We start from the raw sequence: 3,314 nt of genomic DNA, 5'->3' as shown, positions 1-3,314 counted from the left end.
TCTTGTACTTGCGCGAGGAACCGCACCAGCAGGGGCTGTTGCGGGGCGGGGGCCATGCGTGGGCCTTGCCCCGGGCGGCGAGGTCGGCAGCGTATTTGGCCCGGGTGTCGCCGTCCTTCGGGGAGAGGCCCTCGTCGCGGATGAACCTCTCGAAGTCGCCGACGGCGCCCTGGGCGACACCCAGATGTGGTTCGCCGTCCTCGGACAATCGGCGCAGGAGCTCCTCCACACGGCGGACGTGATCGCGATGTTCGGCGCCGTAGTCGTCCGCCAGCACGGGCCATCGGGCGAGGAGGTGGGTGAACTCGGTTTCGGGCCAGAAGAGCGCGCAGGCCATGCGGGGCCGGGACAGAGCGGCCCGGCGGGCGGCGACCTCGGCGGTGAGCCTTTCGAACTCGGCTTGCAGGGCCTGCGCATCGCCGCTCTCGGCGGCCCGCAGGCGGTCCGGATCATGGAGGTCGTCCAGTGTGCCGGCGCCGCCGAGCAGGAGGGGGCGGTGTTGATGCAGGTCGTCGGCGAGGGTGTCGAGGCCGTCGTGTGGCTGGGCGAGGCGGCGCCGTACCCGGTGGCGGCCGATGACGAGCATCTCGATGCCGCTGGGGTCAAGGCTGTGTTCGACAGTGGCGCGGGTGAGGGAGGCCGCGGGACCGAGGAGATGGGTGATGCCGGCGGTGAACCACTGTGCGGCGTCGTTAAGTTCACCGGCGGTCTCGAAGGTTTCGGCGACGACGTTCCATGCCCCGGCGTCGGTGGGGTGCTGATGCCGCAGACGCGCGGCTGCCTGGCGAGCCTCGTCGGTGCGGCCGGCATCCCACAGGGTGCTGATCCGGTACGCCTCGATCAGGTGCGGCTCCTCGCACCCGTTATTCAGCAGCTGCTGGTAGAGCGCGAGCGCACGGTCGTACTCTTCGGCGTCGTTCCAGTAGCCCGCGGTCTCGAGGAGGATCTCCTCGCGGTCTTCGGGATACTCCCGGGCCAGCGTCTGAAGCTCCTCGGCCTGCGTGGCGTACATCCGCGCGGCAGGGGCGGGTTGCTGCGGTGTTCGGCGGCGCCTGCGCGACATACGGCCACACTACCGGTGGAAGGCCGCCGGGTTCAGGCGGTGTCGGGAAAGCCGGTCAGGAGCATGGAGGTCTCCTTCACGGCCGGCCGGGGTTGCGGAAAAGGGAGGGATGAGGGGCGCAACGGCGAAGGAGCCGGACGCATCCGGCTGCGCCTGGACGTCGAGAAGGTCACCGACGGCGCCGCCGAGCCCGTCGGCCACCACGTCCTCCTCCTCGGCGTCGACGACCAGGCCGAGCCTTCGATGCGGGGTTGACGTACAGCGCACCCCCATCACTGCCGGACGTCAACGGCCGTTTCTGCTAAACCTCTTGCCGGCCTCGGGCTTCCTCCCAGCCGTGCACGGAGAACGGTTCTCCCTTGAGATAGTGCGCGATGCCCAGCGCGTTGTACGGGACGGTGTTGTCGGGAAGCTGATCACTCGGATGCCAGAACAGGCCCGCGCACTTGTGGGGTTCCGTGTTGCGCGGCTCGCCTTCCCAGCGGCGGGCGGTGAAGAACCAGCCGACGCGGGGCTCCCCTTCCGGGTTACGGAAGTGCATGACGTGGACGATCCGCAGAGCGTCGCGCTCGATGGTGACACCGATCTCCTCCCACGCCTCACGGATGGCGGCGTCGAACACGTCCTCGTCCGGGTCCAGCTTCCCAGAGGGCAGATTCAGCATGCCGTCGGCGTAGCCGGTGCCCTGCCGTTCGGCGAGGCACACGGCTCCGTCGCGCTCCAGAATGATCATCACGTCGTTCACGGGCTTCTGGGGCACTGTGCTTCGTCCTCCGACCGGTAGGGCGCCTTGCCGGCAGGGGACTCCAGCCGGGATCAGACTGCGATCAGCCCCATGCTCCCAACGCGCTCCACGGTCCACTGGACACGCTCGGAGACAGTCAGGCTCATGGGCACCTCCAGCATCGGCACGCCCATGGCGCGGCACGCCTCGTAGACGGCGGTATCGGCGTCGTGCTGGAGGCTGAGCACCTTTGTCCCGCATGCGACGGCTGGCCGATCGCCACCGGCGCCGTCGAAGGCGCCTGCCGCCACCTGATCGCCGACCGACTCGACATCACCGGCGCTCGCTGGGGACTTGACGGTGCCGAAGCCGTCCTCCAACTCCGCGCACTGATCACGAACGGCGACTTCGAGGACTACTGGCGCTATCACGCCGTCCGCGAACACGAACGTCTCTACCCGGCCCCCGACCAGCGAACTTACGTCCTCTCAGCCTGATCGCGGCCGCCACTTGAAACGCGCGCCCCAACCGCGACTCGCTTAAACGAATATCGAGCGGTCGATGGCTTTCACAACCGCCGGACGCGCAGCACGCCGGTCAGCATCGGCAGGGTGAACTCGCCGCGGGTGGTCTCCGGTGTACTCGCAAGGAATGCGCGGATCCGGCCCAGCGTGGCCTCTTGTTCCTGTTCCGGCATGACCAGCATCCCCGCGCGCGTCGCTAGGGTGGCGACGAGAGAGTCTGCGGTGCGGCGCTGCCCGTGCGGGAACTCGGCCTGCTCCGGCGAGCCGAACCGGGCGGCCACACCGGTCTTCGGAAGGTGCATGTCGGCTGTCTCGGCGCGCCAGCTGGCGGGAGTGTCACGCGGACCGATGGCCGCGCTCCCGCTGACACGTGCGAGCCCGGCAACCCACTCGACCTGGTCGTCCATGAGGTTCCACAGGCCGGCCAGAATGCCGCGAGGCGCGAGGACCCTGGCGATCTCGGGTCCCGCGACGGCCATGTCGAACCAATGCATGGCGTTGCCGGCCAGCACGGCATCAATGGAAGCGTCCGGCAGTGGGATCGCCTCGGCACTACCAGACAGGGCGCGGACACCCGGCAGCGAGCGGCGCAGCTCGGTCAGCATGGCCAAGTCGGGCTCGACCGCGATGACTTCGGCACCCAGCGCGACTAGCGTGGCGGTCAGCTTGCCGGTTCCGGCGCCGAGGCCGAGCACGCGTGGGCCGGGCGCAGCTTCGAGCGCCCAGCGCACCGCGGCCTGCGCGTAGTCCGGACGGTGCTCGGCGTATGCGACCGCCGCTGCGCCGAACGACGAGGCGTGAAGTAGCAGTTCATCCCGATCCACACCATCACGATATCTATGCCGCAAGTGGTAGGCGGGGCGATCGGCGAATCTACTGAGTGGGCGTTTAGGTATCGCTTGTGGCACTACGTCGCTCTTGCGGCTGGTGCTCTTTGAGAGAGTTTATGCCCTACGTGGAGCTTCGCGGCCTTCCAGGCTCCGGCCTCGGCGTCCATTTGTTT

Annotated in this window: 4 protein-coding genes and 1 pseudogene; 2 read left to right on the top strand and 3 right to left on the bottom strand. The window is 68.6% G+C overall.

Annotation, left to right across the window (positions count from 1 at the left end):
- A partial coding sequence (locus tag ACTWQJ_RS48860) for an SEC-C metal-binding domain-containing protein (RefSeq protein ID WP_443312807.1) occupies positions 1-1,063 on the bottom strand: 1,063 nt, incomplete at its 3' end.
- A gap of 63 nt (positions 1,064-1,126) precedes the next feature.
- Between ACTWQJ_RS48860 and ACTWQJ_RS48855 the strand changes: the two genes are divergently transcribed.
- Positions 1,127-1,318 carry a hypothetical protein gene (locus ACTWQJ_RS48855; RefSeq protein ID WP_443312806.1) on the top strand — a complete coding sequence of 64 codons (192 nt, stop codon included), beginning with the start codon at positions 1,127-1,129 and terminating at the stop codon, positions 1,316-1,318.
- Positions 1,319-1,364: 46 nt separating this feature from the next.
- Here the strand turns inward: ACTWQJ_RS48855 and ACTWQJ_RS48850 are convergent, their stop codons facing one another.
- Positions 1,365-1,823, bottom strand: coding sequence for an NUDIX hydrolase (locus ACTWQJ_RS48850; RefSeq protein ID WP_443312805.1), 459 nt, complete (start codon positions 1,821-1,823; stop codon positions 1,365-1,367).
- Between the two features lie 230 nt (positions 1,824-2,053).
- Here ACTWQJ_RS48850 and ACTWQJ_RS48845 point away from each other — a divergent pair.
- Positions 2,054-2,284 (top strand): annotated as a pseudogene (locus tag ACTWQJ_RS48845) (ISKra4 family transposase); the annotation flags it as partial.
- A 71-nt stretch (positions 2,285-2,355) separates the two neighbouring features.
- Here ACTWQJ_RS48845 and ACTWQJ_RS48840 read toward each other — a convergent pair.
- Positions 2,356-3,135 (bottom strand): class I SAM-dependent methyltransferase, encoded by a 780-nt coding sequence (locus tag ACTWQJ_RS48840; RefSeq protein WP_443312804.1) that lies wholly within the window; start codon positions 3,133-3,135, stop codon positions 2,356-2,358.
- Between the last annotated feature and the right edge of the window lie 179 nt (positions 3,136-3,314).

Source organism: Streptomyces sp. KR55, from assembly GCF_052245645.1.
GTDB lineage: Bacteria > Actinomycetota > Actinomycetes > Streptomycetales > Streptomycetaceae > Streptomyces > Streptomyces flavusporus.
Note: the sequence above shows the minus strand (reverse complement) of the source record. Positions and strands in the feature narration are given on the sequence as shown.